Here is a 25,587-nt window from a genome sequence, read left to right as displayed (position 1 = left end):
TCCTCAGGAACGGAATAGTCGTGAATATTGGGTTTCGTGCCGCGCGGAGGCGATAGCGGACAGCGGTGTCGCCGCGCCGATCTCGTCATCACTGCGCAAAAATGCCCGTTCAAGCCCGGCGGCAAAATGGTCGCTCAGTTCGATAATAAGCTGCTGCGCGGCCTGTTGCCCAAACGGTACCAGCTTGACGCCCGCCATCACCGCGCTCTCCATCCAGCTGTAACCGAGGCTCAGCGCCAGCTCGCGCGCGTCAATGCCCCAGCGCACGCCGAGCCAGGCCATGCCGGTGAGCTGGCTTTGCATACTCAGCGCCAGCCATTCTGCCGGGCAGTCCGGCTCCCAGCTTTTGATGAGACGCGTAAAGGCCGCCCCGCGGTTGCGCTCCTCTTCGCGCAGCTCGCGCGTCTCCCGGCAGGCGAGCAGCCAGGCGGTCCAGCGTTTGGCCGCAGCCAGATCGCTCTGCGTACAGGCCTGAAACAGACGAATAAACAGCGGCAGATCGACGCAGAAAAAACCTTGCTCCATCTGCTGAATTTGCCAGCGTTTAAAGGCGTCGGCGCTCGCGACCCAGCCCGCCTCAACGGCCCACTCCAGCCCCTGCGACCAGGTAAACGACCCGACCGGCAGGCTGCTGCTGGAGAGCTGCATCAGGCGCAGCCGCTGGCGAACGTGCTCCATCAGCTCATCAGCGCCAGCAGGGCGGAGACGATCAGCCCGCCGCCGAAGGCTTTGCGCAGGCCGTCGTGACGGCGCAGCAGTAACCCCGCCGCGAAGCTGGCGCACAGCACCGTGGCGCTGGCGAACATAAACCCGCTGGTGAAGAGCCAGAAGCTGTGGCCGGACATCTCCACGCCGTGCGCCCAGCCGTGGAACATCGCCAGGACAGGCACCGCCAGCAGCAGGCGGTTTTCCGTTTTAAACATCATCACGCCGCAGACCGCCAGCGAGGCGATAATCAGCATCTCCATGCCGCTAAAGCCGCCGAGCAGGCTGCCCGCAATGGCGCCCACGAGCATCATGCCGAGCGTGGCAAACGGCAGCAGGAGCCTGCGGCCGCTCAGCGCCGAGAGCACGCCCGCGCCGGTGAGCATCAGCAGGTGATCGAACCCCGTCAGCGGGTGGAGAAAACCGGCCTGAAAGCTGTCGGCGCCGTGGCCGGGATGGGCGAGCGCGGGAACGGAAAAGGCCAGCAGTAGCAGGGGTAGATACTTGCGCATGAGGGATCCTTAATGTGAATGAGCGTGAGAATGGCTATGGCTGTGGGCATCGCTGGCGTACGCGCCCGCTTCCGGTTCAAACGGCAGGCTGGCGTAGGCCACGTCCAGCCCGAACTGGCGCAGCATGTCGTCGAGGACGCGATCGTGGTGATAGCGCAGCTCGCCGGGCATGATCTGCAGCGGCACGTGGCGGTTGCCCAGGTGGTAGCAGGCGCGGGCGAGCAGGAACGGATCGGCGCAGCGCACCACGGAGACGGACTCTGCTGCTGCGATCACCTCGATCACCTCGCTGCCGTCGTCGGTGGTCAGCAGGTCTCCCCCGCGCAGCAGCAGGCCGCGCGGCAGCATCAGCCCGGCGTCGCGGCCGTCGTTCAGCGACACGCGGGCGCGGCTTTTGACCCGCACGTCAATCGGCAGCGTGACGCTGGCGGTTACCGGGTGGGCATGGTCCAGGCGTTGGGTTAAATAGATCATCATCACTCCTCAAAACAGGAAATAGCGTTGCGCCATCGGCAGAACGTCGGCCGGTTCGCTGGTAATCAGTTCGCCGTCGACACGCACCTCGTAGGTTTGCGCATCGACGGTGATGTTGGGCTGCAGGCCGTTGTGGATCATGTCGGCCTTTTTCACCGTGCGGCAGCCTTTCACCACCGCCGTGGCGCTCTGCAGGTTAAGCTGCTGCGGGACGCCGTTCGCGCTGGCGGCCTGCGAGATAAACGTCAGCCGCGTGGCGTGGCGCGCGGCGCCCAGCGCGCCAAACATCGGGCGGTAATGCACCGGCTGCGGCGTGGGGATGGAGGCGTTGATATCGCCCATCGGCGCGCAGGCGATCATCCCGCCCTTGACGATGGTGGCGGGCTTCACGCCGAAGAACGCCGGGGACCAGACCACCAGGTCCGCCAGCTTGCCCGCCTCAATCGAACCCACTTCATGAGCGATACCGTGGGTCAGCGCCGGGTTAATGGTGTACTTGGCGACGTAGCGCTTCACGCGAAAGTTATCGTTCTCGCCGGTCTCTTCCGCCAGCGCGCCGCGCTGGACCTTCATGCGGTGCGCCACCTGCCAGGTGCGAACAATCACTTCGCCCACGCGGCCCATCGCCTGCGAGTCTGACGAGGTGAGCGAGAACGCGCCGATGTCGTGCAGCACGTCTTCGGCGGCGATGGTCTCCCGACGAATGCGCGATTCAGCAAAGGCTACGTCCTCGGCGATATCCGGGTCGAGGTGGTGGCAGACCATCAGCATGTCGAGATGCTCGTCGATGGTGTTCACCGTGTAGGGCAGCGTCGGGTTGGTGGAGGAGGGCAGAATATTCGGGTGCGCGCAGGCGGTGATAATATCCGGCGCATGGCCGCCGCCCGCCCCTTCGGTATGGAAGGTGTGGATGGTGCGCCCGCCAATCGCCGCCAGCGTGTCTTCCACAAATCCGGACTCGTTCAGCGTGTCGCTGTGCAGCGCCACCTGAATATCCATCTCCTCGGCGACTTCCAGCGAGCAGTTGATGGCCGCAGGCGTGGCGCCCCAGTCTTCGTGGATCTTCAGCCCGATGGCACCGGCGGCAATCTGCTCGCGCAGGGCGTCCGGGCTGGATCCGTTACCTTTGCCGAGCAGGCCGATATTCACCGGCAGCGCATCGGCAGCCTGCAGCATGCGGGCGATATACCACGGCCCCGGCGTGCAGGTGGTGGCGTTGGTGCCCGCCGCGGGGCCGGTGCCGCCACCGATCATGGTGGTGACGCCGGAGACCAGCGCCTCTTCCGCCTGCTGAGGGCAGATCCAGTGGATGTGGGTGTCGATCCCGCCCGGGGTGACGATCTTCCCTTCGGCGGCGATGACTTCCGTTGCCGCACCGATCGGGATCGTCACGCCGGGCTGAATATCCGGGTTACCGGCTTTACCGACGGCAAAGATCCGCCCGTTCTTGACGCCGATATCGGCCTTCACGATCCCCCAGTGATCGACGATCAGCGCGTTGGTGAGCACCAGATCCACGCAGTCGTCGGCGGTCATCTGCCCCTGGCCCATGCCGTCGCGGATCACTTTGCCGCCGCCAAACTTCACCTCTTCGCCATAAACGGTGAGATCGTTTTCCACCTCGATCCACAGTTCGGTATCCGCCAGCCGCACCTTATCGCCGGTGGTGGGACCGAACATATCGGCATACGCCTGGCGCGAAATCTCAGCCATGCTGCACCTCGCCCATTACCTCGCCGCGAAAACCGAAGATGCGCTGCGCGCCGGCAACCTGCACCAGCGTGACTTCCCGCTTCTGCCCGGGCTCGAAGCGCACGGCGGTGCCCGCCGGGATGTTCAGCCGGTAGCCTTTGGTGGCTTCCCGCTCGAACTTCAGCGCCGGGTTGACCTCGTAAAAGTGATAGTGCGATCCGACCTGGATCGGCCTGTCGCCGTGATTTTCGACAATCACGGTGTGGGTTTTGCGCCCGGCGTTGATCGCAATCGTGCCGGGCTGGATCTGGTATTCGCCTGGGATCATTACGCGCTCCTTAGACGATCGGGTTGTGGACGGTGACGAGCTTGGATCCGTCCGGGAAGGTGGCTTCGACCTGAATATCCGGGATCATCTCCGGGACGCCCTCCATCACCTGGTCGCGCCTCAGGACGTGGCGGCCCGCCTCCATCAGCGAGGCGACGGTTTCGCCATCGCGCGCGCCTTCCATAATAAAGGCGCTGATCAGCGCGACCGATTCCGGATAGTTGAGCTTTACCCCGCGCGCAAGGCGGCGTTCGGCAACCAGCGCGGCGGTGAACAGCAACAGCTTGTCTTTTTCTCTGGGGGTCAGTTCCATAACGTTTCTCTTATGTCTGCCAGATACGCGGCGAACAGGCGGTTTTGGTGGTGAGAAGCGGGCGAAGCGACCGCCAGACGTCGCGCATCACCCGCTGGCAAATCAGGTTGTCGTGCGAGAGGAAACGCACCGACAGCAGGCCGTCGGTGAGCGTTGCGCCCGCAAAGTGTTCCAGCGGCGCGAGCCGCTCGCGCACCGATTCCAGGTGCTCTTCACGGGCCGGATAGAACAGCAGGGTGCCGAGCCAGGGATGCCCGGCAACGGGCGCGAGATCGCCTCCGTTAAGATGCTGGCGCTCGATCAGGCGCGGTTCGTCGTCGACCCAGACCTCAAGGCGGCTCTCCAGCGTGCCGTGGCTGAAGGTCTCGCCGATTACCGGGCGTCCCAGACAGTACAGCTCCCACGCCAGCAGCGTGCTGGAGGCTTTGAGGTGGAAGACTGAGCGCAGCGCGGCATTCGCCCCGGGAAAAATAATGGTGTCCTGCGGCAGCCACTCCAGCGTCGCGTCTTCTTCAAGGTAAAAGTGCTGGCTCAGGCGAGCCTGCGGGCCGCTGCTGCGATAGAACTTGCTGGCGCCGGGCATGGTGATAAGCACGTGGCTTTTGGCGTCCAGCCGAACGGAAATGTCCAGCGTATCGCCGCCCACAATGCCGCCGGGCGGGTGCAGCAGGTAGAGGTGACAGGTTTCGTCCTCGGGGTAAAACGGCCGCTGAACGGTAAGTGGCCCGACGTGGTGGGCGGAGTACAGGAGGGTTTTCTCAGGGGTGTGACAAAACTGCAGGGCAAGCGACGCCTGCCAGCCTTTGTACGAATTATCAGTGACCTGAGCTGCTAACATGCTGCATCCATCTGCTCATCATCGGGGTCGTTTCAGTATGCCCTGGCGGAAATGAAGGCTGTCATATGAGTCGCTTATGGATGTGCGGGCTGGCGAAATAAAAAAGCACGGCCCGGGGCCGTGCTCTGGGTGAAGAATGACGATCCTATTTCAGGTGCTCATGCAGCGCTGCGCCCGCCTGCTCAAGAGCAACTTTAACCGTCGGCTCCTGGCTCAGCGGGTTAAGCAGGCCGTAGTCGTGGATCATGCCGTTATAGCGCGTGACGGTCACCGGGACGCCAGCCGCATCCAGCTTGCGTCCGAACGCTTCGCCTTCGTCCCGCAGAACGTCCAGCTCTGCTGTCTGAATCAGCGTTTCCGGGAAGCCCTTCAGCTGTGCGGCGCTGGCGCGAAGCGGAGAGGCCAGGATATTGTTGCGGTCGGCATCGCGGGTGGTGTAGTTATCCCAGAACCATTTCATCATGTTTTTCGACAGGAAATAGCCGTTCTCGAACTGGTTATACGAGGCAGTATCAAAATTCGCATCGGTCACAGGCCAGAGCATGACGTTGTAGCGAATTTTTGGTCCCTTGAACTGTTTTGCCTGCAGCGCCACAGACGCCACCATATTGCCGCCCACGCTGTTACCGACCAGACCCAGACGGCTACCGTCCACGCCAATTTCCTGACCGTGCTCGGCTACCCATTTTGTCGCTTCATAGGCCTGATTGATAGCCACCGGGAAATGGGCCTCAGGTGATGGGGTGTAATCAACGTAAACCGCTGCGGCACCCGAAGCGCGAACGAGGTCGCGGATTAAGCGTTCGTGGGTTGGGAAATCACCCAGCACCCAGCCGCCGCCGTGGAAGAACATAAATGCCGGGAGCGTGCCGGTCGCGTTTTCAGGTTTCACTATTTTCAGCTTGATCGCCTGACCGTTTACCTGGATTGTTTTTTCAGAAACCTGAGCGGGCGGCAGTTTTGCGCCTTGCTGCGCGCCGATCAGCACCTGGCGGGCCTCCTGAGGGGTCATCTGTTCCATCGGTTTCCCTTTTCCAGAATTCAGTACATTCAGAAATGCCTGTACGCCTGCGGTCGGCGTTGGGGTATTGGTGGTCTGGGCAGACGCCGCAGCTGACGCGAAGACGGAAGAAACCAGGATGGCGGTGAGTGTTTTCATGGTGTTGCCTCTTTAACGTATTTGATCGGATTGATTAACTAAGTGGTGCGCTATTTAGTTTCTGACATAATACTTGCGCGCAAGATACTTTTAGTCAAACATTATTTATAATTTTTTTAGGCAACACATTAGGAGTGGCTAGAAAAATGAAAGAAAACAAAACGCTAGACGATTTACTTTGCTTCTCGCTGTACTCGGTCACCAATGCGTTCGTTCGCCAGTATCGTCCCTTACTGCAGGAGATGGATCTGACCTACCCGCAGTTCGTTGTTTTGATGGCGCTTTATGAGAAAGACAACATCCCGCTTCGCGAGCTCAGCGATAAGACGTTTTTTGATTCGGGCACGTTGACCCCGCTGGTTCAAAAGCTTGAGGCGAAAGGATTTCTCAAACGGGTCGCGGTTGTGGGGGATGAAAGAATGAAAAATGTCGTCCTGACAGAAAAGGCTAACGCTCTGAAAAAACAGGTGATGGCGCTGCCGGACCAGATTCGCTGCAGCATGCGGATGAATGATGAAGAGCTCGAGATGTTAAAAAGACTCTCCCGAACGCTGCTGGACGATTTCTAAGAGCGCTTCGGTGGGGTTGGCCCACCGAAGCGATGTGTTGTTACCGATAGTCCTCCGCATCTACGTCATATCCGGACGGCTCCCAGCGGATCGCCAGCAGCGACGCCAGGCCGATAAACGGCGCCAGCGCAATCACCCAGAATACGGCGGTGTCGAGCGACGCGACCAGCAGCGGGAACAGGAACAGCGACAGCGTGGAACTGCTGCGCATCAGCGTCTGGTTGAGACCCACGCCCACGCCGCGCAGCGAGGTCGGGTAGCTCAGCGAGGCAAACGTCATGGTATGCGCGCCCGGGCCAAAGCCCTGACCAAACAGGAAAAGCGCCAGCATCGCGACGGCGAGCGCGCCTTCAGCGGTGCCTTCCGGTCGGCCAATCAGCGCCAGGCCCAGCAGCGCGACAAGCTGGCAGGCATATCCCGCAAGCGACATTCGCCATGCGCCGAAGCGCGGCACGTAGCGTACCGCCAGCAGCCCGCCGACGAAGGCAAACAGCAGGTTAAGCGCCAGAGAAATCAGGATGGTGGCGAGCATCGACTGGACAAAGAAGCTGGAGACGATCGCCGGCAGACCAAACGCCACGGCGTTATAGGCAAACGAGGAGACGACGGACAGCAGCGTGGCGAGCGTGGTGCGCCTTAGATAAATGCCACGAAACAGGTTCAAATAGTTTGACCATTTCGCTTTATTCACCACAGAGGCTGGCTGGCCGAGCGCATCCTGCGGCACGTGGGCATTGATGTTATAGGAGTGGCGTAAAATGGACGCCGCCTCTTTCAGGTTACCCTGATTCGCCGCCCAGACCGGCGATTCGCTCATATAGCGGCTGCGGATGGCGATGATGACCAGCGCGGGCACCGCGCCAAAGCCGAGAATCAAACGCCACAGCCAGTCGCTGTGGCTTGCCGGCAGCACGGCGTAGAAGAAAAGCACCAGCAGGTAGGAGACGCTGATGGCGGCATACCAGGTGGGGCACCACATCGCGACGCTGGAGGCCTTGTTTCCGGGGCCTTTCAGCCTGGCGAACTCGCTTAAAAACGCCATCGCGACGGGAAGGTCGATCCCGACCCCAAGCCCCATCACAAAACGGGCACCCGCCAGCACATATTCGTTCGGGGCCAGCGCACAGGCGATGGCCGCTACCACGAAGAACACCATATCAGCCATAAAAACGCGGTAGCGCCCGATTTTATCCGTGAGGTAACCGCCGAGCAGCGCCCCGACAATGGCACCAAAGGTAATCGCCGAGGCCACCATACCGGTACCGGCGGGCGTCAGGTTAAATTCGCGAGTAATGTCTTTAATGCCGAACGCCAGCGCGCCCAGATCGTAGGCATCGAGGAATATCCCGCCCAGCGCGATACCGACCACGATACGGGCGTTTGCCCGGCCCTGAGAACCGTCATTAACGAGGCGTGATACATCCGATGCGCTGCGCACCCACTGGATGTCGCCGTCGGGGCGTTTTCCTGCCGTTGAAAGGGGAGTTGTTTCTGTGATCTCTGCCATTTTCTTCTTGTGTGGTTGTGTTGTGTCATTAACAGTTACCACAGGCAGAAGGTGACCAAAATCACATTTGGCTATAAGGCATAACTAACCTTACGGAGCGTCTTTTTTCTTCCTCTTGAGCTTCGTCCAGATTTTGGTCTCCTGACGACGCCACAGGCGCTGAATATTGTCGTGATGGCGCAGCAGGATAAGGCAGGAGAGCATCGACACCGGGAAGGTGAACTGCGGCTTGAACCACCAGACGTAAAACGGGGCGATGAGCGCGCTGACGATAGCGCCCAGCGACGAATAGCCGCTCAGCAAAATGGTCAGTAGCCAGGTTCCGGCCATCACGCCGGTTAAGTCCCAGCCGATGGGCGCAATGGCGCCAAATGCGGTTGCAACGCCTTTGCCGCCTTTAAAACCGAAGAATACGGGCCAGATGTGCCCGACGCAGGCGGCGATCGCAATCAGCCCCAGCCAGAACGGCGTGACGCCCAGCGCATAGGCACCCCAGACGGGCAGCATTCCTTTCAGAACATCAAAAATCAAAACCGCTACGGCTGCTCCCTTGCCGCCAATTCGTAGTACGTTGGTCGCTCCCGGATTCCCGGAACCGCTTTCACGCGGGTCAGGTAACCCGGCAATGCGGCAGACCAGAATGGCGCTGGAGATTGAGCCGCAAAGATAGGCGAGGAGGATCATTCCAGGCGCGATTGCACTCATAACGCTGTTCCGTTTTGAAAAGGTATCTGTATTCTCAGCATCTGTGGATAATACGCATAATTCGCCGGAAGTGGTATCCGGTTTAGCCAAAAAGCAGGCAGGTCGTGATGGATATTGTATTTATAGAGCAACTTTCGGTAATCACCACTATTGGTGTTTACGACTGGGAACAGACCATCGAGCAGAAGCTGGTGTTCGATATCGAAATGGGGTGGGATAACCGCAAATCGGCAAAAAGCGATGACGTGAACGACTGTCTGAGCTATGCCGACATCAGCGAAACGGTCATCGGCCATGTGGAAGGGCAGCGTTTTGCGCTGGTGGAGCGGGTGGCGGAAGAGGTCGCAGAATTGCTGCTGAAAAAATTCAACTCACCGTGGGTGCGCATCAAGCTGAGCAAGCCTGGCGCGGTGGCGCGCGCCGCCAACGTGGGGGTCATCATCGAGCGTGGCACAAATCTGAAAGGAAAGATTTAACGTCATAATAGCTAAACCATTTTAGGCTATAACGGTCTCAAGACTGTATCTTATCGGTGGTCCGCATGGGACACCGTTTTTTTATATCTTTTTTAGGGGTTTATAGATGAGCGATATGCACTCGCTGCTGGTGGCGGCAATACTGGGTGTGGTCGAAGGATTGACGGAGTTTTTACCGGTTTCCAGTACCGGCCATATGATTATCGTTGGCCATCTGCTGGGCTTTGAAGGCGATACCGCGAAAACGTTTGAAGTCGTGATCCAGCTGGGGTCCATTCTGGCGGTGGTGGTGATGTTCTGGCGCCGCCTGTTTGGCCTGATCGGCATTCACTTTGGCCGTCCGCCTCAGCACGAGGGGGCCGGTAAAGGCCGCCTGTCGCTGATCCATATTCTGCTCGGGATGATCCCGGCGGTGGTGCTGGGCCTGGTTTTCCACGACGCCATCAAATCGCTGTTTAATCCGATTAACGTGATGTATGCGCTGGTGGTCGGCGGCTTCCTGCTGATTGCCGCCGAAGTGCTGAAGCCAAAAACGCCGCGCGCGGAAGGGCTGGACGATATGACCTATCGTCAGGCGTTTATGATCGGCTGCTTCCAGTGTCTGGCACTGTGGCCGGGCTTCTCCCGTTCAGGCGCAACCATTTCCGGCGGGATGCTGATGGGCGTGAGCCGTTACGCCGCGTCAGAGTTCTCGTTCCTGCTGGCGGTGCCGATGATGATGGGCGCCACCGTGCTTGACGTCTATAAGAGCTATCACTTCCTGACGGCTGGCGACATTCCGATGTTCGCCGTCGGCTTCATCACCGCGTTTATCGTGGCGCTGATTGCCATCAAAACCTTCCTGCAGCTGATTAAGCGCATCTCGTTTATTCCGTTCGCGATCTATCGTTTTATCGTGGCGGCTGCGGTATACGTGGTCTTCTTCTGATGACCCACAGCCCTCAGTCTTTTGGCTGAGGGCAATGCTTTTCCTTCCACGCCGCGACGGCATCAATCCGCCGTTTTGTCAGCTCTTCGCGGATCTCCGGGCCTTTAAACCCTGCCTCGACAACGTCCTTCGTCGGCACCGCTTTTGCCACCTCCCAGGCTTTACGCAGTAAACGTCCCTGCGGGTAGTCGCACGCTTCAAACCCGGTCCGACCGCGCACGTCCGCTTCGCTGGTGAGCGCAATTTGCTCCACGCGCTGGGGCTTGCGCCAGGCGTCGATGTTATCGAACAGCTTCACGATAGTGGCCGGTTTCAGGATGGGGAAGGTGTGGATCAGATCGTGGAATTCGGCCACCAGTTTCGCCAGATCGCGGATTTCGTTCGGCACGCGCAGACGCTGGCACAGCCCCTCGACCAGCTTCACCCCTGCCGGGCCGTGCCCGTGGTGGCGAGGCCAGAATTCTTTAGGGGTTAAGCCTTTGCCGAGATCGTGGCACAGGGTCGAAAAGCGCACGTCCAAGTCAGGGCTGAGCATGGCCGCCATGCTCAGGGTCATCAGCGTATGCACGCCGGTATCAATTTCCGGGTGCCATTTCGCCGGGGCAGGGACGCCAAACAGCGCGTCGATTTCCGGGAACAGCACCTTCAGCGCGCCGCAGTCGCGCAGCACCTGGAAAAAGACCTGCGGATTACGCGTGGTGAGGGCATTTTCCGTCTCTTTCCAGACGCGCTCGGGGGTCAGGTGTTCAAGCTCGCCCGCCTCGGTCATGGCGGTCATCAGCGTCATTGTCTCATCGGCAATACGGAAGCTGAGATGGGCATAGCGCGCGGCAAAGCGGGCTACGCGCAGCACGCGGAGCGGATCTTCAGAAAACGCGGGGGAGACGTGACGTAAAAGGCGGTTGCGCAGATCGTCCTGGCCGCCATAGGCGTCAACGATCTGGCCGTTTTCGTCCTGCGCCAGCGCGTTGATGGTGAGATCGCGACGCAGCAGATCCTGCTCCAGCGTGACGTCCGGCGCGGCATAGCAGGTGAAGCCGGTATAGCCCGAGCCGGATTTCCGCTCGGTACGCGCCAGGGCATACTCTTCACGGCTTTTCGGGTGCAGAAATACGGGAAAATCGCGGCCTACCTGCTGGTAGCCCGCGTCGAGCATCTCTTCCGGGGTGGCGCCCACCACCACCCAGTCTTTATCTTTGACCGGCAGACCTAACAACGCATCACGAACCGCACCACCGACCAGATAACTCTTCACGCCCCACTCTCCCGTTTTCTCTTTTCCAGAATGATACGTAAGTCTGGCAGAGAAGACGAATTAGTTCATCCAGCGGTCTTTACGCTTACGGCTTGGGATCAGATGCGGCAGGACCAGACCCAGCACCAGACCCACGCCCAGCACGCCGCCGCCATACATAAACCACTGCATGATGATGGTGCGCTGTTTGTCATCGAGCTGCAGATTGGCGGCATTCACCTTCTTCTGCGCGACAATCAGCTCGTTTTTCAGCTTCTGGTTCTCTTCCTTCAGGCCGTTAATCACGCCGTCGCTCTGCGCTACCTTCTGCTGCATTTCTGCGGTGCGCTGGTTCCAGGTGCCGTCGATGTTGTTCAGCTTGTCGGTCAGGGTTTTCACCTGATTTTCCAGATCCGGCACGCGGGTGCGCAGGCTAGGGACGGTGCTAAGCTCTTTCAGCGGGATCCAGGACGTACGGCCGGTGCTGTCGCGAACCTGACCATAGTTGGTGTCGGCATTGGTCTGTAACAGGGTGACTTCCTCGCCGGCATTCACCGTGCCCACGAGGCGATAATTATCTCCGGGGCCACTGCGTACCCAGGTGTTCAGTTCGTCAGAAACGTAACGCTTCTCTTCAGCGTGCACTGCGGTTGCGGCGCTAAAAGCGAGTAAAGTAAGTCCAATCAGGCGTAATTTAAGCATCATTAGTCGTTATTTTCATAAATAGTGGAACGATAGTAGTGGCAACAGTGTCTCTACGCAAAGCATTCGTCAGCAATCGGAATCATCTGTGTCACGACTCTGGACATTTACGCCCGACAAATTGCTCATTGCATGGCAATTTGGCGCAAAATACTATGTACTGACAAACAAATGGCGAGGAAGTTCGCCCTCATTGACGCGTCTGTGACGCCCGCAAAAGTACAAGGCTATGGCTCAGGAAATCGAATTAAAATTTATCGTCGAAAAAGACAGCGTTGACGCACTCCGCCAGCATCTGCATACGCTTTCCGGCGAACACCATGCACCGGTACAACTGCTTAATATCTATTACGAAACGCCGGACAACTGGCTGCGTCGCCACAATATGGGCCTGCGCATCCGTGGCGCGAACGGCCGCTACGAGATGACGATGAAAATTGCTGGCCGCGTGGTCGGCGGTTTACATCAGCGTCCGGAATACAATATCGACATCAACCAGCCAGAACTTGAGCTGGAACGTTTTCCGGCGGACGTCTGGCCGGAAGGTGGACTGCCTGCCACGCTGGCGGAACAGGTGCAGCCGCTGTTCAGCACCGATTTCTGGCGTGAGAAATGGCTGGTGACGGAAGGTAAAAGCCGTATCGAAATCGCCCTCGATCTGGGCGACGTGAAGGCGGGTGAGTACCAGGAGCCGATTTGCGAACTGGAGCTTGAGCTGCTGGAAGGGGACGCGAATGACGTGCTGAAGCTGGCGCGCAGGCTGGTGAATCAGTCCGGACTGCGTCAGGGAAGCCTGAGTAAAGCCGCGCGCGGTTACCATCTGGCCGCCGGAAATGCGCCGCGCGTCCTGAAAGAGATGACCATCCTGCACGTTGCGCCGAAAGCCAGCGTTGAGCAGGGTCTGGAAGCCGCGCTGGAGCTGGCGCTTTCGCAGTGGCAGTACCACGAAGAGCTGTGGGCGCGTAATGTGAAGCATGCCAAAACCCACGTGCTGGCGGCCATTGCACTGGTGCGCCATACCCTGGCGCTGTTCGGCGGTATCGTTCCTCGCAAAGCGAGCGCTCACTTACGTGATCTGCTGACGCAAACCGAAACGCTGATGCTCTCGGACGTCTCCGCGCAAACGGCGATCTACAGCCCGCAAGCCGCTGCCGCAAAACTGGCGCTAACCGAGTTTCTGGTCACGCGCGGCTGGCGCGCCTTCCTGGATGCGAAAGCAGAGGCCAAAATCGCGGAAAACTTTAAGCGTTTCGCGGACATTCATCTTTCCCGCCATGCTGCCGAGCTGAAGAGCACCTTTGCGTATCCGCTCGGCGATAAGTATGGCGATCAGCTGCCCCGCCTTTCGCGCAACATCGACAGCATGCTGCTCCTTTCCGGTGCCTACGACGGGCCACGGGCGCAGGCCTGGCTGGAAAACTGGCAGGGGCTGAAGCATGCCATTGAAACCCGCCAGCATATTGAGATTGAGCATTTCCGTAACGAGGCCATTTCGCAGGAGCCGTTCTGGCTGCACAGCGGAAAACGTTAACTCTGGCAAGGAACCCCCAAAATGCCGCTTTCTTCGCAGTTACAGCAGCAGTGGCAGACCGTTTGCGAACGTCTGCCCGAGTCATTACCGGCGTCATCGTTAAGCGAGCAGGCCAGGAGCGTGCTCGCCTTCAGTGATTTTGTGCAGGAAAGTATCACCGCTAATCCGGACTGGCTGGCGGAGCTTGAAAATGCCCCCCCGCAGGCGGACGAGTGGCGGCAGTATGCCGGCTGGCTGCACACCGCGCTGGCGGAGGTAGCGGATGAAGCCTCGCTGATGCGCGTTCTGCGCCAGTTCCGCCGTCGGGTAATGGTACGCATTGCCTGGGCGCAGTCGCTGGCGCTGGTGAGCGAAGAGAGTACCTTGCAGCAGTTGAGTGAGCTGGCGCAAACGCTGATTGTCGCCGCGCGCGACTGGCTCTACGCCGCCTGCTGTAAAGAGTGGGGCACGCCGTGCAGTGAGGAAGGGGTTCCTCAGCCGCTGCTGATTCTGGGGATGGGCAAGCTGGGCGGCTGCGAGCTGAACTTCTCCTCCGATATCGACCTGATTTTTGCCTGGCCAGAGAACGGCTCCACGCGCGGCGGGCGTCGCGAGCTGGACAACGCCCAGTTCTTTACCCGCCTCGGCCAGCGCCTGATTAAGGCGCTGGACCAGCCGACGCAGGACGGCTTTGTCTACCGCGTGGACATGCGCCTGCGCCCGTTTGGCGACAGCGGCCCGCTGGTGCTGAGCTTTGCCGCGCTGGAGGATTATTACCAGGAGCAGGGGCGCGACTGGGAGCGTTACGCGATGGTTAAAGCGCGGATCATGGGCGACAGCGACGACGCCTACGCCAACGAGCTGCGCGCCATGCTGCGCCCGTTCGTGTTCCGTCGCTATATCGACTTCAGCGTGATTCAGTCCCTGCGCAATATGAAAGGGATGATTGCCCGCGAGGTGCGCCGTCGTGGGCTGAAGGACAACATTAAGCTCGGCGCGGGCGGCATCCGCGAAATCGAATTTATCGTCCAGGTCTTCCAGCTGATTCGCGGCGGGCGCGAGCCGTCGCTGCAGTCCCGCTCGCTGCTGCCGACGCTGAGCGCCATTGAGCAGCTGCACCTGCTGCCGGACGGCGACGCGCAAACCCTGCGCGAGGCCTATCTGTTCCTGCGTCGTCTGGAAAACCTGCTGCAAAGCATCAACGACGAACAGACCCAGACCCTGCCGGGCGATGACCTGAATCGGGCGCGTCTGGCCTGGGGGATGCGCGTGGAAAACTGGTCAACGCTGATCGAACGGCTGGACGAACACATGGCAGGCGTGCGCCGCATCTTTAACGATCTGATTGGCGACGACGAAAGTGAATCGCCGGACGATGCGATCTCCGAGCACTGGCGCGAGCTGTGGCAGGACGCGCTTCAGGAAGATGACACCACGCCGGTGCTGACGCACTTGACCGACGACGCGCGCCATCGCGTGGTGGCGCTGATCGCCGATTTCCGTCTTGAGCTGAACAAGCGCGCCATCGGCCCGCGCGGTCGGCAGGTGCTGGATCACCTGATGCCGCACCTGCTGAGCGAGGTCTGCTCGCGCGCGGATGCGCCGGTGCCGCTGTCGCGCATGATGCCGCTGCTGAGCGGGATTATCACCCGTACCACCTATCTTGAGCTGTTGAGCGAGTTCCCGGGGGCACTCAAGCACCTGATTTCCCTCTGTGCCGCCTCGCCGATGGTGGCCAACAAGCTGGCACGTTACCCGCTGCTGCTGGACGAGCTGCTCGATCCGAATACCCTCTATCAGCCGACGGCGACCGACGCCTACCGGGACGAGCTGCGCCAGTATCTGCTGCGCGTGCCGGAAGAGGACGAGGAGCAGCAGCTGGAGGCGCTGCGCCAGTTTAAGCAGGCCCAGATGCTGCGCGTGGCGGCCGCGGATATCGCCGGAACGCTGCCGGTGATGAAAGTGAGCGATCACTTAACCTGGCTCGCGGAAGCGATTATTGACGCGGTCGTGCAGCAGGCGTGGGTGCAGATGGTTGCCCGCTACGGCCAGCCGAAGCACCTGGCCGACCGAGAGGGGCGCGGCTTTGCGGTGGTCGGCTACGGCAAGCTCGGCGGCTGGGAGCTGGGATACAGCTCCGATCTGGATTTAATTTTCCTCCACGACTGCCCGGTTGACGTGATGACCGACGGCGAGCGCGAAATCGACGGTCGTCAGTTTTATCTTCGCCTTGCCCAGCGCATCATGCACCTGTTCAGCACCCGCACCTCGTCGGGCATTTTGTACGAAGTGGATGCGCGCCTGCGTCCGTCCGGCGCGGCGGGCATGCTGGTCACCTCGACGGAGTCCTTCGCCGACTACCAGAAGAGTGAAGCCTGGACGTGGGAGCATCAGGCGCTGGTGCGCGCCCGCGTGGTGTATGGCGATCCGCAGCTCAAAACGCAGTTCGATGCCATCCGTAAAGCGGTGATGACCACCGTGCGCGAGGGCAGCACGCTGCAAACGGAAGTGCGCGAAATGCGCGAGAAAATGCGCGCGCACCTGGGCAATAAGCATCGCGATCGCTTTGATATTAAAGCCGACGAGGGCGGCATTACCGATATTGAGTTCATTACCCAGTATCTGGTGCTGCTCCACGCGCACGACAAGCCGAAGCTGACGCGCTGGTCCGACAACGTGCGCATTCTGGAGCTGCTGGCGCAAAACGACATTATGGACGAGCAGGAGGCGCAGGCCTTAACCCGCGCCTACACCACGCTGCGCGACGAGCTTCATCACCTTGCGCTGCAGGAGCAGCCGGGCCACGTGGCGCTGGACCGTTTTGTCGCAGAGCGCGCCCAGGTAACGGCAAGCTGGCAGAAATGGCTGGTGGAGCCGTGCGTAACAAATCAAGTGTGATATTATCGCGCGCAAATTGTGAATCTTTCTGGAGTCAGGAATGAAAGTAACACTGCCAGAGTTTGAACGTGCTGGAGTAATGGTTGTCGGGGATGTGATGCTGGATCGCTACTGGTATGGGCCGACCAGCCGCATCTCTCCGGAAGCGCCGGTACCCGTCGTTAAGGTCGACACCATTGAAGAGCGTCCCGGCGGCGCGGCAAACGTGGCGATGAACATTGCCTCCCTGGGCGCGCAGTCGCGTCTGGTGGGCTTAACCGGCATTGACGATGCGGCCCGCGCGCTGAGCAAGTCGCTGGCGGACGTGAACGTGAAGTGCGACTTCGTTTCGGTTCCGACCCACCCCACGATTACCAAGCTGCGCGTGCTGTCGCGCAACCAGCAGCTGATCCGCCTCGACTTTGAAGAAGGATTTGAAGGCGTCGATCCCGAGCCGCTGCACGAGCGCATCAACCAGGCTCTGGGCAATATCGGCGCGCTGGTGCTGTCCGACTACGCGAAAGGCGCGCTGGCCAGCGTGCAGACGATGATCCAGCTGGCGCGTAAAGCGAATGTGCCGGTGCTAATCGACCCGAAAGGCACCGACTTTGAGCGCTATCGCGGCGCGACGCTGCTGACGCCAAACCTCTCCGAGTTTGAAGCGGTGGCGGGCAAATGCAAAACCGAGGAAGAGCTGGTTGAGCGCGGCATGAAGATCATTGCTGACTTCGAGCTGTCCGCGCTGCTGGTGACCCGCTCCGAGCAGGGGATGACGCTGCTGCAGCCGGGCAAGGCGCCGCTTCACATGCCGACTCAGGCGCAGGAAGTCTACGACGTGACCGGTGCCGGTGATACGGTGATCGGCGTGCTGGCGGCGACGCTGGCCGCGGGCAATTCCCTGGAAGAGGCGTGTTACTTCGCCAACGCCGCGGCGGGCGTGGTGGTCGGCAAGCTCGGGACATCAACCGTTTCGCCAATCGAGCTGGAAAACGCGGTGCGCGGCCGTGCGGACACCGGTTTTGGCGTCATGACCGAAGACGAGCTGAAGGTGGCCGTCGCCGCCGCGCGCAAGCGCGGTGAAAAAGTGGTGATGACCAACGGCGTGTTCGACATTCTGCACGCGGGCCACGTCTCTTATCTGGCGAACGCGCGCAAGCTGGGCGATCGTCTGATTGTGGCGGTCAACAGCGATGCGTCGACCAAACGCCTGAAGGGCGAAACGCGTCCGGTGAACCCGCTGGAGCAGCGCATGATCGTGCTCGGCGCGCTGGAGGCCGTGGACTGGGTGGTGTCGTTTGAAGAAGACACGCCGCAGCGCCTGATTGCCGGGATTCTGCCGGACCTGCTGGTAAAAGGCGGGGATTACAAGCCGGAGCAAATCGCGGGCAGCGAAGAGGTCTGGGCCAACGGCGGCGAGGTGATGGTGCTCAACTTTGAGGACGGGTGTTCAACCACCAACATCATCAAGAAGATCCAGAAAGACAGTCAGTAAAAAAACGGGCCAGTAGGCCCGTTTTTTATGTCGGGTGGCGGCTGCGCCTTACCCGACCTACGCGTTCATGTAGGCCCGGTAAGGCGTAGCCGCCACCGGGCACAACAGGCCGCACTTACTCCTGGTCGTCCACCGGTGGAATAGCCGGTGCCGGCTTCACTTCTTCCGGTGCATTACGGTTTTCCAACTCGGTCAGACGCTGTTCCAGCAGCGCCAGCTTCTCGCGGGTGCGCAACAGCACCTGGGTCTGCACGTCAAACTCTTCGCGGCTGACTAAATCAAGGCGAACCAGCTGGGCCTGCAGCGTCTGGCGGATTTTCTTTTCGACGTCATCACCAAATTCACGAATGCCTTTTGGCATGGATTCGTGAACCTGACGCGCGATCTGCTCAATTTTCTTCGGGTCAATCATCGTGGCTTCCCTTGATAAAACGGTGTTGATGAACATTGTAGCGCGTCATGCCCGGGGTAAACAAAATTGTTTGATGCTTATGCATTGCCCAGGATAATCAATAGCGTTATAGTTATCTCGCTTATTCTCAGGGCGGGGCGAAATTCCCCACCGGCGGTAAATCAGCTTAACGCTGAAAGCCCGCGAGCGCTTTGGGTGAATTCTCAAAGGTCAGCAGATCCGGTGTAATTCCGGGGCCGACGGTTAGAGTCCGGATGGGAGAGAGTAACGATCCAGTCGGGCATGGGCCCGCTCACGTTATCTTTTTGCCGCTTATACGGCGCTCCTAAGACTGCCCTGATTCTGGTAACCATAATGTTAATGAGGTTTTTTTACCATGAATCAGACGCTACTTTCCTCTTTTGGCACTTCAACTCAACGTGTTGAACATGCACTGGATGCACTGCGCGAAGGCCGCGGTGTGATGGTGCTTGACGATGAAAACCGTGAAAACGAAGGCGACATGATTTTCGCCGCCGAAAACATGACCGTTGAACAGATGGCGCTGACCATCCGTCACGGCAGCGGCATCGTCTGCCTGTGTATTAACGAAGATCGTCGTAAGCAGCTTGAGCTGCCGATGATGGTCGAAAACAACACCAGCGCCTTCGGGACCGGTTTTACCGTAACCATTGAAGCCGCGCACGGCGTGACCACCGGTGTGTCTGCGGCTGACCGTCTGACCACCGTACGTGCTGCGATTGCTGATGATGCGAAGCCATCCGATCTGCACCGTCCTGGCCACGTCTTCCCGCTGCGTGCGCAGGCTGGCGGCGTGCTGACCCGTGGCGGCCACACCGAGGCGACGATCGACCTGGTGACGCTGGCGGGCTTCAAACCTGCTGGCGTGCTGTGTGAACTGACCAACGATGACGGCACCATGGCGCGCGCGCCGGAGTGCATCACCTTTGCGCGTTTGCACAATATGCCGGTGGTGACGATTGAAGATCTGGTGGAGTACCGCCAGGCGCACGAGCGCAAAGCCAGCTGAAACCGCTGATGTGAAAAAGCCGGGGAAACCCGGCTTTTTTGTGCCTAGTGGTAGTTGATTTTAAACAGCACTACCGTTTCGAACGGGCCGGACTGAATGGCTTTTCCCGCGTCAGGGGAGAGTTCCGCCGTATAGGTTTGTTCATAGTTCAACGTACTCCCGGTGAAATCCGCATACTCTTCGTAGTGGTTGTAGGTATAAGGCTCGGTTCCGTTCAGGATGCGTAGCTTTAATCCATTCCCAATCAACAGCGCGGTGTCGTTTTCTGACAGCGATTCCGTGGTGTAGAACGACGAGTCCATTTTAAAGCCATCTGAACACTGTGCGTCCTGCACTTTGGTGGTTTTTACCGTAAAGGTGCGCTTGCGCGTCTGCTGATTCACGATGTCGCGGGCGCTGAAGGTCCCGAAATCAATCTCCTGGTTCTCAGGAAAAATGCTGAAGGTGGCGCCGCAGTCGAGGACGGTAATGTTATTCAACCCGTTGATGTGGTACTTGAGGTTTTTGGCGTCGGCCATCTGGTTGACCCCGCCTTTTCCGTCAAACTGCACCACGATGTAGTCCCCCAGCGAACTTATGTAGCCGTGTGGCGGAACGGCCTTGATGCGGACGTAAAGGCGCAGTCGGGCGATGAACGTGCGCGTGGTGTGAATATCATTGGCATTGCCTGAGCAAAGCCGGTTCTCCCACCCCATTTGCTTGATTTGCTCCGGGGTGTACATGGTGATGTTGTTATTATCAAGGCACTGGCGGGTATCTACGCCGTTAGGCTGTCCCGTCGCATCATAATCCATGCCTTCATAAGTCACACCCAGCTCGTAGTAGGGATCGGAAGCGGACGGATAGGGGTTGACCCAGGCATAGACGTCCTCTTTTTCGAAGCTGCCCGCCACATCGTGGTTACAGGTGACCGGGATTTTAATGTCGTCGGATTCCCAGATCTTTTGCCCCACCTGTGCGTTGCTGGGGATGGCGAACGGGGTGATCGTTTTTGTCTCTTCCACCGGGCCGCCCTGAGCGCCCAGATAGCAGTCGAGCGCCAGCGCGGCTTTTAAGGGGAGTAGCGCCAGCAGCGTGGCGATCAAAACGTTAGTGAGCTTTCGCATCGCTTTTGGCCTTCGCATCCTTAAGCTGGCAGGTCGACGCGCCCTGGCAGGTCGCGTCAAGCTTTCTCAGCGCGCCGTAATCGTCAATGTAGCCAATGCTGTAATAGCTACCGTGATAGCCGCCCGTGGCAACCGAAGAGGTGGCAAAAGGCGCGAGCATCAGGCTGTCAAAGCCGGGCAGCATGGTTTTACCGTTTTTGCTCAGCCACGCGAGAGTGAGGTAATAGGGCGTGGGGTTGTGGATGGTCAGCCCTGTTGCCGTTGCCGTCACCTCCATGCGCATTTCAGAACGGTCGCCTGCTTTTTTCACGATGGCCTTCGGACGCCAGAACAGCTTGATGCGGCTCTGCATGGCGACCTGCATAACGCTGCGGTCATCGTTGAGGCTGGCGCTTTTTGGCGGCACTTCGCGCAGGTTGAAGTAGAAGAGCGATTCCCGATCTTTTGGCAGCGCGCTGGTGGCCGCCTGCTTAACGATCCTGACCTGGGATGACGATCCGGGCTCAATGCGCTGGATTGGAGGAAGCGCCATAAAGTGGTTGTCCTCCTTATGGCCCTTTTCGTCTTCGATCCAGGAGAGTGCAAGATAGGGCAGCGCTTTGCTCTGGTTATCGACCTTCAGGCTGCTGGCCTTGTCGGTTTCGGGAAAAACGATGCGGGTACGATCCAGATTGATGGCGGCCTGGGTGGTGAATGCTGTGCCGATCAACATCAGGCACAGGCTTTTCAGTGGAGTGAGTTTCATCATGATTTACTGACACGGCAGCATAAGCTGCGAAAGGTTAGTGAGGTGTGAAGGCAGCGTGAAGCGACACTGGCTGGCGTCGCCCCAGGTTACCAGGAATTGCTGCTCGGGCTGGACGGCGCCCAGCCAGATATGACCTTCGTCGGCGACGATGCCCACGTCTTTCCCGCTCTCCGCCAGCTGGACGCGCGCGCCCAGCGGTGGCGTGCCCGACGCGGTGCGCAGGATACCCGCGACATCATTTCCCGCCCGGGTGGCAATCTGGCGGTAGCCAATAGCGCCTTCCGTCCAGGTTGAGGTCATGACGCGGTTATCCACGTCAACGCCTTCGGGGAGATCGTTCAGGTTGACCTGCACGCTCGACGGTGAGTAGCTGGAGAAGGATGGCAGCACCCCGATCCCGAAAGCGTTGGTCTGGTCCCGCGACATGTTGAGCGGAATATTGCCGATGCCGTCCGTGCTGACCATGACCCGCGGCTCGTTGCCGTAGCTGCGACGGTGGAGGTCCATGCCTTTTGCCGTGCCGGTGAACGATCCATTCCAGCTGGCGCTCAGGGAGCTGTACTCATTCGCCTTGTAACTTCCTGAGACGTTGAGATCGCCAAGCGAGGAGTAGTGCTGGTAGTTTCCGCTGAACTGTGCGCCCGCGTCGGCCTGCTTGCTTTCGGTACCGGCAGAGACGCCCCAGGTGTTGTTCCGGTCGGCGGTGTCGTACCACGAGACGGTCTGGCTCAGGTTGTCGCTGTTGCGCAGGTCGTAGCTGAGACGATGATCAGGATCCAGCGGCACGCTGAGGGACAGATAGAACTGATTGTCGTCTTCGCGATCTTCATAGTGGGTTTTGCTGAACGAGACCGAAACGCCGAGGTTTTTCCAGCGGCCCAGATCGAAGTTATATCCCGCGGTCAGGCTGCCGGTATTGGACGGCGCGTCATCCCACCAGGTCTGACGGAGCAGGCTGAGGTAAAGATTAAGCGACAGCGCGGGAATGTACTGGCTGGCCGTAATGCTAAACGTCTGTTTTTCCGTCTGGCCGTCATTATTGTCGCGGTCCAGGTAGCGCGCGTAGCTCAGGAACTGCGGATCGGAGTAACGGTAGCTGGCCAGGGTGAGCTGGCTTCCCGTGGTATCAAAGCGTTTGCTGTAGTTTACGCGATAGCTGTAGCCCGTCTGAGAAGCCTTGTCCGGGAGCTGGCTGGTCGCCTGGGTCACATCGAAGGAGATAGCCCCGAGCAGCGCGAGGTTCTGCCCGATACCCGCTGCGACAGAGCGATAGTTATCCCCGTCGGCGAGCGTGCCGCCGTACAGCGAGGTGTTGGAGAGCACTCCCCACGAAAACTCGCCGCTCATAAAGGCGCTGTCCTCAACGGCATGCGACGCGTTTTCTCGGGGTTTACCTGCGGCAAGCTTGTAGCGAACCTGACCCTTTCGCGTCAGGAAGGGGACGGAGGCGGCAGAGACCTGAAACGTGCTAACGCGACCGTCTTCTTCGGTAACTTTCACGTCAAGCGTGCCCTGAACGGACTGGTTCAAATCCTGAATCACAAACGGGCCGGGCGGCACCTTGGTTTGATAAATCACGCGGTCAGAGAGGCTCACCGTGACCGTGGCGTTGGTTTGCGCAATCCCGGCGATTTGCGGCGCATAGCCGCGAAGGGACCAGGGCAGCATGCGCTCGTCGCTGATCAGCGAAGCCCCGGTATAGGTAAAGGCATCAAAGATGGCGGACTGAAAGTCCGTCTCACCCAGCGTCAACTTCGCGCCGAGCGTCGGCAGCGGACGGAACATATAGACGCGCGAGAAGCGGCCGTCATGGGTTGAACCACTGTCGGCATGCGTTTGGGTGTACTGATAATCGCTGCGCAACCGCCACGCGCCCAGGTTGGCGCCTGCCGTACCGTAGGCATTGGCATTGTCCGTGCTGCTGCCTTCCTGCGGCTGATAATGGCTGGCAAAGAGGTTGTAGTCCAGCAGCACGCCGGCCACGCCGTTGTCCCAGGTGGAGGGCGGCATCCAGTCGTTCGGACGAAATTGCAGCATAGCCTGCGGCACCGTCACGTGCAGCGTTTGGGTGGACTGCTCGAAGCGAAATTTGATATCCGGTAGTGGGGTAAAATCAACGCAGCCCTGACTGAGCGTTAACGTCTGGCGAATGTTATCCTGCAGGCCAAAAGTATCGGCCAGTTCCGCAGGAATACAAACTTCCGCTTTATTGTTGACCTCTTTCCACGTCAGTTCCCAACCGTTTGCCAGGGGGATGTCATTGATTGCGATAGTGACGAAATAACGCCCGGGCGTGACGGACGTTTCTTCTTTAAAGCGTGAGAGATCGATGCTTGACCGTAAATCTTTATCAATAGCATTGATATTAAATTCAGTGCCCGAGGCGGCATGCGAGAGCATGAAGGCAGCAATGATGATTATCCATTGTGATTTATTTTTCATCATTCTGTTACTCGAAGAAATAAAAAGCCGACTGGCAAACATCACCAGTCGGTATAACGGATCATGTTTAAAACTTATTTATACTGCAGCACATAGCTAGCGTTAGCTTCGACCTGGCCCGCGGTGGCCGTCGTGCCGGTCGGGACTTCCATACGTGCTTTAAAGTGCAGCGTCTGGGTGGCTGAACCCGACAGCAGATCCACGGATTTTGCGGTCCCGAGGGTGATGTTCGCTTCCGCGTTGTCCAGCAGGCGGACGCCGACGTTCTGCGCACCGTTTGCATAGGTGTTGCTCAGCAGGCTGGTATCTGTAGCGTTGGTTGCGGTGCTGGAGAAGGTCACTTCTACCTTAGTAATTGGGTCCGCTGTTTCATCCTCCGGGTCTTCCAGCTGACAGTTCTCGAGGTTGATGTCTACCGCAACGGGGGTGGACTTCTTGTTCGCATTGATAACGGCGGTGGTTACTTCGCCGAGATCGACTTCTTTATCAACACTGTCTGGCGCAATGCTGCAAGGTGCGTCAATAACAACGCCCTTAAATTTAATTTTTCCGGAACCCTGATCGGCTGCAAATGCTGAACCAGAGACAATCGTCGCCATTGCAATGGCTAACAGTGCTTTTTTACCTGCATGCATGAAAATATCCTTTTCCAATGAATTCATAATCTGAATGATATATTTCAGAAAATTACCATGAGATTATATCTATGGAAAAAGCGGGAATGCTATTAGCTGTGCTTAAAAATAAATGTAGGCGACTTTAAAATATAGCCAAGGGTGAGCTTTATCGTGTGATTTTAAAGGAGAAGCTAATTTTTTGCTCATTTGTCGCGATATTTATATTGTTATAATAATATCTTATTTAAATATTGACTTTCAGAAAATAAATAGATGTAAAAATACGTAAAAAAAGCGAGGCAATATAAGCAGAAATTTCTTTTACCGAAATTATTAATTTTTGATATGTTTGCCACCGCCACGCGGTGGCAACATGATGTTAGCCGATACCCGCAGCCTGGAGCAGGACCAGGCTGAGACCCATCACCGACATTCCGCACAGTACGCCGTAGCTTGGGTTGTTGTTCGGATCGATCTCTTTCGCCAGCGGCATTAATTCATCCACGGAGAGCGCCACCATAATTCCGGCTACTGCAGCCATAATGGCTGCCATGACGACCGGCGAGACCAGGCTGCCGAGGATCAACCATGCCAGGACGCCTCCCAAAATTTCAGCCATGCCGGAAATCCCTGCCCAGAACACCGCTGTGCGTTTCGAGCCCGTGGCGGCATACACCGGTCCGGCGACGGCCAGGCCTTCAGGTATATTGTGTAAGGCGACCGCTAACGCGATGCCGAAGCCCATCTCAAGATTGCTGCTGGCCGTAACGTAAGTCGCGACCCCTTCAGGAAAATTATGCAGGCTGATGCCAAGCGTTAACAGCACGGCGGTGCGCTTGATATTGCGCGGTATGGGCGTCACGTTTTTCTGCATTAAATCCTGCGGATGCGCGTGGGGTAGCATCCGATCGAGGCCAAAGTATCCCAGCAGGCCAAAAACAAACATGCCGTAACCCAGCAGCGGAGACATGCCTTCCGTGCCCAGCGCGGCAGGCAGCATTTCCATCAGGGAGATAAGCAGCATGATCCCGGCCGCAAAGCCCAGTGAAAAGGCCAGCACGCGGTTAGAGGGCTTTTGACCGAGCACGCCGAGGATCGCACCGATAAAGGTCGCGGCACCCGCGAGTATGGTCAGGATCAAGGGGACTGACATGTACGGCTCCTTATGATAATGATTATCATTAATATAAATGATTCATTTCTGGCAAAGC

At 58.7% G+C, this 25,587-nt stretch carries 25 protein-coding genes and 1 riboswitch; of the genes, 7 read left to right on the top strand and 18 right to left on the bottom strand.

Going from position 1 to position 25,587, the window contains the following annotated elements; translation table 11 throughout:
- Nucleotides 1-3: 3 nt before the first annotated feature.
- The 8 genes from FY206_RS21125 to FY206_RS21090 form a co-directional block, all read right to left on the bottom strand.
- Nucleotides 4-678, bottom strand: a complete 675-nt coding sequence (locus FY206_RS21125) for an urease accessory protein UreF (protein WP_032642128.1) — start codon at nt 676-678, stop codon at nt 4-6.
- Nucleotides 678-1,217, bottom strand: a complete 540-nt coding sequence (locus FY206_RS21120) for a HupE/UreJ family protein (protein ID WP_032642126.1) — start codon at nt 1,215-1,217, stop codon at nt 678-680. The genes FY206_RS21125 and FY206_RS21120 overlap by 1 nt, the downstream gene beginning before the upstream one ends.
- A gap of 9 nt (nt 1,218-1,226) precedes the next feature.
- Nucleotides 1,227-1,691, bottom strand: a complete 465-nt coding sequence (gene ureE, locus FY206_RS21115) for an urease accessory protein UreE (RefSeq protein ID WP_032642124.1) — start codon at nt 1,689-1,691, stop codon at nt 1,227-1,229.
- Between the two features lie 9 nt (nt 1,692-1,700).
- Nucleotides 1,701-3,404: an urease subunit alpha gene (gene ureC / locus FY206_RS21110; RefSeq protein ID WP_032642122.1), complete on the bottom strand. Its 1,704-nt coding sequence runs from the start codon at nt 3,402-3,404 to the stop codon at nt 1,701-1,703.
- Nucleotides 3,397-3,711 (bottom strand): urease subunit beta, encoded by a 315-nt coding sequence (locus FY206_RS21105; protein WP_032642120.1) that lies wholly within the window; start codon nt 3,709-3,711, stop codon nt 3,397-3,399. The genes ureC and FY206_RS21105 overlap by 8 nt, the downstream gene beginning before the upstream one ends.
- A gap of 10 nt (nt 3,712-3,721) precedes the next feature.
- Nucleotides 3,722-4,024 (bottom strand): urease subunit gamma, encoded by a 303-nt coding sequence (locus FY206_RS21100; protein WP_006811999.1) that lies wholly within the window; start codon nt 4,022-4,024, stop codon nt 3,722-3,724.
- 10 nt (nt 4,025-4,034) lie between these two features.
- Nucleotides 4,035-4,862: an urease accessory protein UreD gene (locus tag FY206_RS21095; RefSeq protein WP_032642117.1), complete on the bottom strand. Its 828-nt coding sequence runs from the start codon at nt 4,860-4,862 to the stop codon at nt 4,035-4,037.
- A gap of 145 nt (nt 4,863-5,007) precedes the next feature.
- The gene (locus FY206_RS21090; RefSeq protein ID WP_032642115.1) at nt 5,008-6,021 is read right to left on the bottom strand and encodes an alpha/beta hydrolase; all 1,014 of its coding nucleotides are present in this window, start codon (nt 6,019-6,021) and stop codon (nt 5,008-5,010) included.
- Between the two features lie 146 nt (nt 6,022-6,167).
- On the opposite strand from FY206_RS21090, the gene FY206_RS21085 reads away from it, so the two are divergent.
- Nucleotides 6,168-6,590 carry a MarR family winged helix-turn-helix transcriptional regulator gene (locus tag FY206_RS21085; RefSeq protein ID WP_032642113.1) on the top strand — a complete coding sequence of 141 codons (423 nt, stop codon included), beginning with the start codon at nt 6,168-6,170 and terminating at the stop codon, nt 6,588-6,590.
- A 40-nt stretch (nt 6,591-6,630) separates the two neighbouring features.
- Here the strand turns inward: FY206_RS21085 and FY206_RS21080 are convergent, their stop codons facing one another.
- Both FY206_RS21080 and plsY read right to left on the bottom strand, forming a co-directional pair.
- Nucleotides 6,631-8,097, bottom strand: coding sequence for an MFS transporter (locus FY206_RS21080; protein WP_032642111.1), 1,467 nt, complete (start codon nt 8,095-8,097; stop codon nt 6,631-6,633).
- A 90-nt stretch (nt 8,098-8,187) separates the two neighbouring features.
- Nucleotides 8,188-8,802: a glycerol-3-phosphate 1-O-acyltransferase PlsY gene (gene plsY, locus FY206_RS21075; protein ID WP_008502955.1), complete on the bottom strand. Its 615-nt coding sequence runs from the start codon at nt 8,800-8,802 to the stop codon at nt 8,188-8,190.
- A gap of 107 nt (nt 8,803-8,909) precedes the next feature.
- On the opposite strand from plsY, the gene folB reads away from it, so the two are divergent.
- Nucleotides 8,910-9,278 (top strand): bifunctional dihydroneopterin aldolase/7,8-dihydroneopterin epimerase, encoded by a 369-nt coding sequence (folB, locus tag FY206_RS21070; RefSeq protein WP_008502956.1) that lies wholly within the window; start codon nt 8,910-8,912, stop codon nt 9,276-9,278.
- Nucleotides 9,279-9,384: 106 nt separating this feature from the next.
- On the top strand, nt 9,385-10,206 hold the full coding sequence (gene bacA / locus FY206_RS21065) for an undecaprenyl-diphosphate phosphatase (RefSeq protein WP_032642108.1): 822 nt from the start codon (nt 9,385-9,387) through the stop codon (nt 10,204-10,206).
- 13 nt (nt 10,207-10,219) lie between these two features.
- Here bacA and FY206_RS21060 read toward each other — a convergent pair whose 3' ends face one another.
- Nucleotides 10,220-11,461, bottom strand: coding sequence for a multifunctional CCA addition/repair protein (locus FY206_RS21060; RefSeq protein ID WP_032642106.1), 1,242 nt, complete (start codon nt 11,459-11,461; stop codon nt 10,220-10,222).
- Between the two features lie 60 nt (nt 11,462-11,521).
- On the bottom strand, nt 11,522-12,142 hold the full coding sequence (locus FY206_RS21055; protein WP_024906484.1) for a TIGR04211 family SH3 domain-containing protein: 621 nt from the start codon (nt 12,140-12,142) through the stop codon (nt 11,522-11,524).
- 229 nt (nt 12,143-12,371) lie between these two features.
- Between FY206_RS21055 and FY206_RS21050 the strand changes: the two genes are divergently transcribed.
- Genes FY206_RS21050 through hldE form a run of 3 tightly spaced genes read left to right on the top strand, consistent with a single transcriptional unit; the run spans nt 12,372 to nt 18,021 of the window.
- Nucleotides 12,372-13,673 carry a CYTH domain-containing protein gene (locus tag FY206_RS21050; RefSeq protein WP_032642104.1) on the top strand — a complete coding sequence of 434 codons (1,302 nt, stop codon included), beginning with the start codon at nt 12,372-12,374 and terminating at the stop codon, nt 13,671-13,673.
- A 21-nt stretch (nt 13,674-13,694) separates the two neighbouring features.
- Nucleotides 13,695-16,550: a bifunctional [glutamate--ammonia ligase]-adenylyl-L-tyrosine phosphorylase/[glutamate--ammonia-ligase] adenylyltransferase gene (gene glnE, locus FY206_RS21045; protein ID WP_032642102.1), complete on the top strand. Its 2,856-nt coding sequence runs from the start codon at nt 13,695-13,697 to the stop codon at nt 16,548-16,550.
- A 40-nt stretch (nt 16,551-16,590) separates the two neighbouring features.
- Nucleotides 16,591-18,021, top strand: a complete 1,431-nt coding sequence (hldE, locus tag FY206_RS21040) for a bifunctional D-glycero-beta-D-manno-heptose-7-phosphate kinase/D-glycero-beta-D-manno-heptose 1-phosphate adenylyltransferase HldE (RefSeq protein ID WP_032642099.1) — start codon at nt 16,591-16,593, stop codon at nt 18,019-18,021.
- A 115-nt stretch (nt 18,022-18,136) separates the two neighbouring features.
- Here hldE and ubiK read toward each other — a convergent pair whose 3' ends face one another.
- On the bottom strand, nt 18,137-18,433 hold the full coding sequence (gene ubiK, locus FY206_RS21035; protein ID WP_014071796.1) for a ubiquinone biosynthesis accessory factor UbiK: 297 nt from the start codon (nt 18,431-18,433) through the stop codon (nt 18,137-18,139).
- Nucleotides 18,434-18,552: 119 nt separating this feature from the next.
- A riboswitch (FMN riboswitch) is annotated at nt 18,553-18,703 on the top strand.
- 106 nt (nt 18,704-18,809) lie between these two features.
- Here ubiK and ribB point away from each other — a divergent pair.
- Entirely contained in the window at nt 18,810-19,463 is a 654-nt protein-coding gene (gene ribB / locus FY206_RS21030; protein WP_032642096.1) for a 3,4-dihydroxy-2-butanone-4-phosphate synthase, read from the top strand.
- Between the two features lie 44 nt (nt 19,464-19,507).
- Here the strand turns inward: ribB and FY206_RS21025 are convergent, their stop codons facing one another.
- The 5 genes from FY206_RS21025 to zupT form a co-directional block, all read right to left on the bottom strand.
- Complete coding sequence (locus FY206_RS21025; RefSeq protein WP_032642094.1) at nt 19,508-20,569, bottom strand: type 1 fimbrial protein; 1,062 nt, start codon at nt 20,567-20,569, stop codon at nt 19,508-19,510.
- A complete protein-coding gene (locus tag FY206_RS21020; protein WP_032642091.1) occupies nt 20,553-21,314 on the bottom strand; it encodes a fimbrial biogenesis chaperone in 762 nt (253 codons plus the stop codon). Before FY206_RS21020 ends, FY206_RS21025 begins: the two co-directional genes overlap by 17 nt.
- 6 nt (nt 21,315-21,320) lie before the next feature.
- Entirely contained in the window at nt 21,321-23,759 is a 2,439-nt protein-coding gene (locus FY206_RS21015) for a fimbria/pilus outer membrane usher protein (protein ID WP_032642089.1), read from the bottom strand.
- Between the two features lie 74 nt (nt 23,760-23,833).
- Nucleotides 23,834-24,394: a fimbrial protein gene (locus tag FY206_RS21010; protein ID WP_032642087.1), complete on the bottom strand. Its 561-nt coding sequence runs from the start codon at nt 24,392-24,394 to the stop codon at nt 23,834-23,836.
- Nucleotides 24,395-24,755: 361 nt separating this feature from the next.
- Complete coding sequence (zupT, locus tag FY206_RS21005) at nt 24,756-25,529, bottom strand: zinc transporter ZupT (RefSeq protein ID WP_032642085.1); 774 nt, start codon at nt 25,527-25,529, stop codon at nt 24,756-24,758.
- Nucleotides 25,530-25,587: the final 58 nt, after the last annotated feature.

It is taken from the genome of Enterobacter chengduensis, assembly GCF_001984825.2.
Classification (GTDB): domain Bacteria; phylum Pseudomonadota; class Gammaproteobacteria; order Enterobacterales; family Enterobacteriaceae; genus Enterobacter; species Enterobacter chengduensis.
The sequence above is the reverse complement of the archived record's forward strand: the minus strand, read 5'-3'. Positions and strand labels throughout refer to the sequence as shown.

What these genes read in the sequence shown, in the direction of transcription:
- FY206_RS21050 (WP_032642104.1), top strand. Translation starts at nt 12,372, where the DNA reads ATGGCTCAGGAAATCGAATTAAAATTTATCGTCGAAAAAGACAGCGTT.
- ubiK (WP_014071796.1), bottom strand. Translation starts at nt 18,433, where the DNA reads ATGATTGACCCGAAGAAAATTGAGCAGATCGCGCGTCAGGTTCACGAA.
- FY206_RS21080 (WP_032642111.1), bottom strand. Translation starts at nt 8,097, where the DNA reads ATGGCAGAGATCACAGAAACAACTCCCCTTTCAACGGCAGGAAAACGC.
- FY206_RS21125 (WP_032642128.1), bottom strand. Translation starts at nt 678, where the DNA reads ATGGAGCACGTTCGCCAGCGGCTGCGCCTGATGCAGCTCTCCAGCAGC.
- glnE (WP_032642102.1), top strand. Translation starts at nt 13,695, where the DNA reads ATGCCGCTTTCTTCGCAGTTACAGCAGCAGTGGCAGACCGTTTGCGAA.
- FY206_RS21095 (WP_032642117.1), bottom strand. Translation starts at nt 4,862, where the DNA reads ATGTTAGCAGCTCAGGTCACTGATAATTCGTACAAAGGCTGGCAGGCG.
- hldE (WP_032642099.1), top strand. Translation starts at nt 16,591, where the DNA reads ATGAAAGTAACACTGCCAGAGTTTGAACGTGCTGGAGTAATGGTTGTC.
- zupT (WP_032642085.1), bottom strand. Translation starts at nt 25,529, where the DNA reads ATGTCAGTCCCCTTGATCCTGACCATACTCGCGGGTGCCGCGACCTTT.
- folB (WP_008502956.1), top strand. Translation starts at nt 8,910, where the DNA reads ATGGATATTGTATTTATAGAGCAACTTTCGGTAATCACCACTATTGGT.
- FY206_RS21090 (WP_032642115.1), bottom strand. Translation starts at nt 6,021, where the DNA reads ATGAAAACACTCACCGCCATCCTGGTTTCTTCCGTCTTCGCGTCAGCT.
- ribB (WP_032642096.1), top strand. Translation starts at nt 18,810, where the DNA reads ATGAATCAGACGCTACTTTCCTCTTTTGGCACTTCAACTCAACGTGTT.
- FY206_RS21015 (WP_032642089.1), bottom strand. Translation starts at nt 23,759, where the DNA reads ATGAAAAATAAATCACAATGGATAATCATCATTGCTGCCTTCATGCTC.
- FY206_RS21055 (WP_024906484.1), bottom strand. Translation starts at nt 12,142, where the DNA reads ATGCTTAAATTACGCCTGATTGGACTTACTTTACTCGCTTTTAGCGCC.
- FY206_RS21120 (WP_032642126.1), bottom strand. Translation starts at nt 1,217, where the DNA reads ATGCGCAAGTATCTACCCCTGCTACTGCTGGCCTTTTCCGTTCCCGCG.
- FY206_RS21025 (WP_032642094.1), bottom strand. Translation starts at nt 20,569, where the DNA reads ATGCGAAAGCTCACTAACGTTTTGATCGCCACGCTGCTGGCGCTACTC.
- ureC (WP_032642122.1), bottom strand. Translation starts at nt 3,404, where the DNA reads ATGGCTGAGATTTCGCGCCAGGCGTATGCCGATATGTTCGGTCCCACC.
- FY206_RS21100 (WP_006811999.1), bottom strand. Translation starts at nt 4,024, where the DNA reads ATGGAACTGACCCCCAGAGAAAAAGACAAGCTGTTGCTGTTCACCGCC.
- FY206_RS21010 (WP_032642087.1), bottom strand. Translation starts at nt 24,394, where the DNA reads ATGCATGCAGGTAAAAAAGCACTGTTAGCCATTGCAATGGCGACGATT.
- FY206_RS21020 (WP_032642091.1), bottom strand. Translation starts at nt 21,314, where the DNA reads ATGAAACTCACTCCACTGAAAAGCCTGTGCCTGATGTTGATCGGCACA.
- bacA (WP_032642108.1), top strand. Translation starts at nt 9,385, where the DNA reads ATGAGCGATATGCACTCGCTGCTGGTGGCGGCAATACTGGGTGTGGTC.
- FY206_RS21085 (WP_032642113.1), top strand. Translation starts at nt 6,168, where the DNA reads ATGAAAGAAAACAAAACGCTAGACGATTTACTTTGCTTCTCGCTGTAC.
- FY206_RS21105 (WP_032642120.1), bottom strand. Translation starts at nt 3,711, where the DNA reads ATGATCCCAGGCGAATACCAGATCCAGCCCGGCACGATTGCGATCAAC.
- ureE (WP_032642124.1), bottom strand. Translation starts at nt 1,691, where the DNA reads ATGATCTATTTAACCCAACGCCTGGACCATGCCCACCCGGTAACCGCC.
- plsY (WP_008502955.1), bottom strand. Translation starts at nt 8,802, where the DNA reads ATGAGTGCAATCGCGCCTGGAATGATCCTCCTCGCCTATCTTTGCGGC.